Below are 308 nucleotides of genomic sequence, written 5' to 3'. Positions count from 1 at the left end.
CGGATGCGCTGAGGCGCCAGTAGGCCTCCACTGGTGCGACACCGCGCCCTCTTCGGAAATGAATCTGAGCCGGTCGGCTAGCCACTCCTCCACCGGCACACCATCCGCTAGGCCAAGCACCAGGGCAGATGCGACGGTATCGCCGGGGTCGAGCAAACGTCGTAGGCACGCCAGGACAAAGATGGCCTCGGGTGTCCCCAGCAGACCTGCTCGGGGACTTGCCGATGGGATGCCCCACCGGGTCAGCGATGTCACCGCCAGTTCGACTTGGTCATTCTTGCGGCATAGGACCGCAATATCGCCAGGAC

1 protein-coding gene is annotated in these 308 nt (G+C 64.3%); it reads right to left on the bottom strand.

Annotation, left to right across the window (positions count from 1 at the left end):
* A partial coding sequence (locus RVY79_RS18730; protein ID WP_317466057.1) for a hypothetical protein occupies positions 1-308 on the bottom strand: 308 nt, incomplete at both ends.

This window comes from Chromohalobacter sp. HP20-39, assembly GCF_033052815.1.
GTDB lineage: Bacteria > Pseudomonadota > Gammaproteobacteria > Pseudomonadales > Halomonadaceae > Chromohalobacter.
Note: the sequence above shows the minus strand (reverse complement) of the source record. Positions and strands in the feature narration are given on the sequence as shown.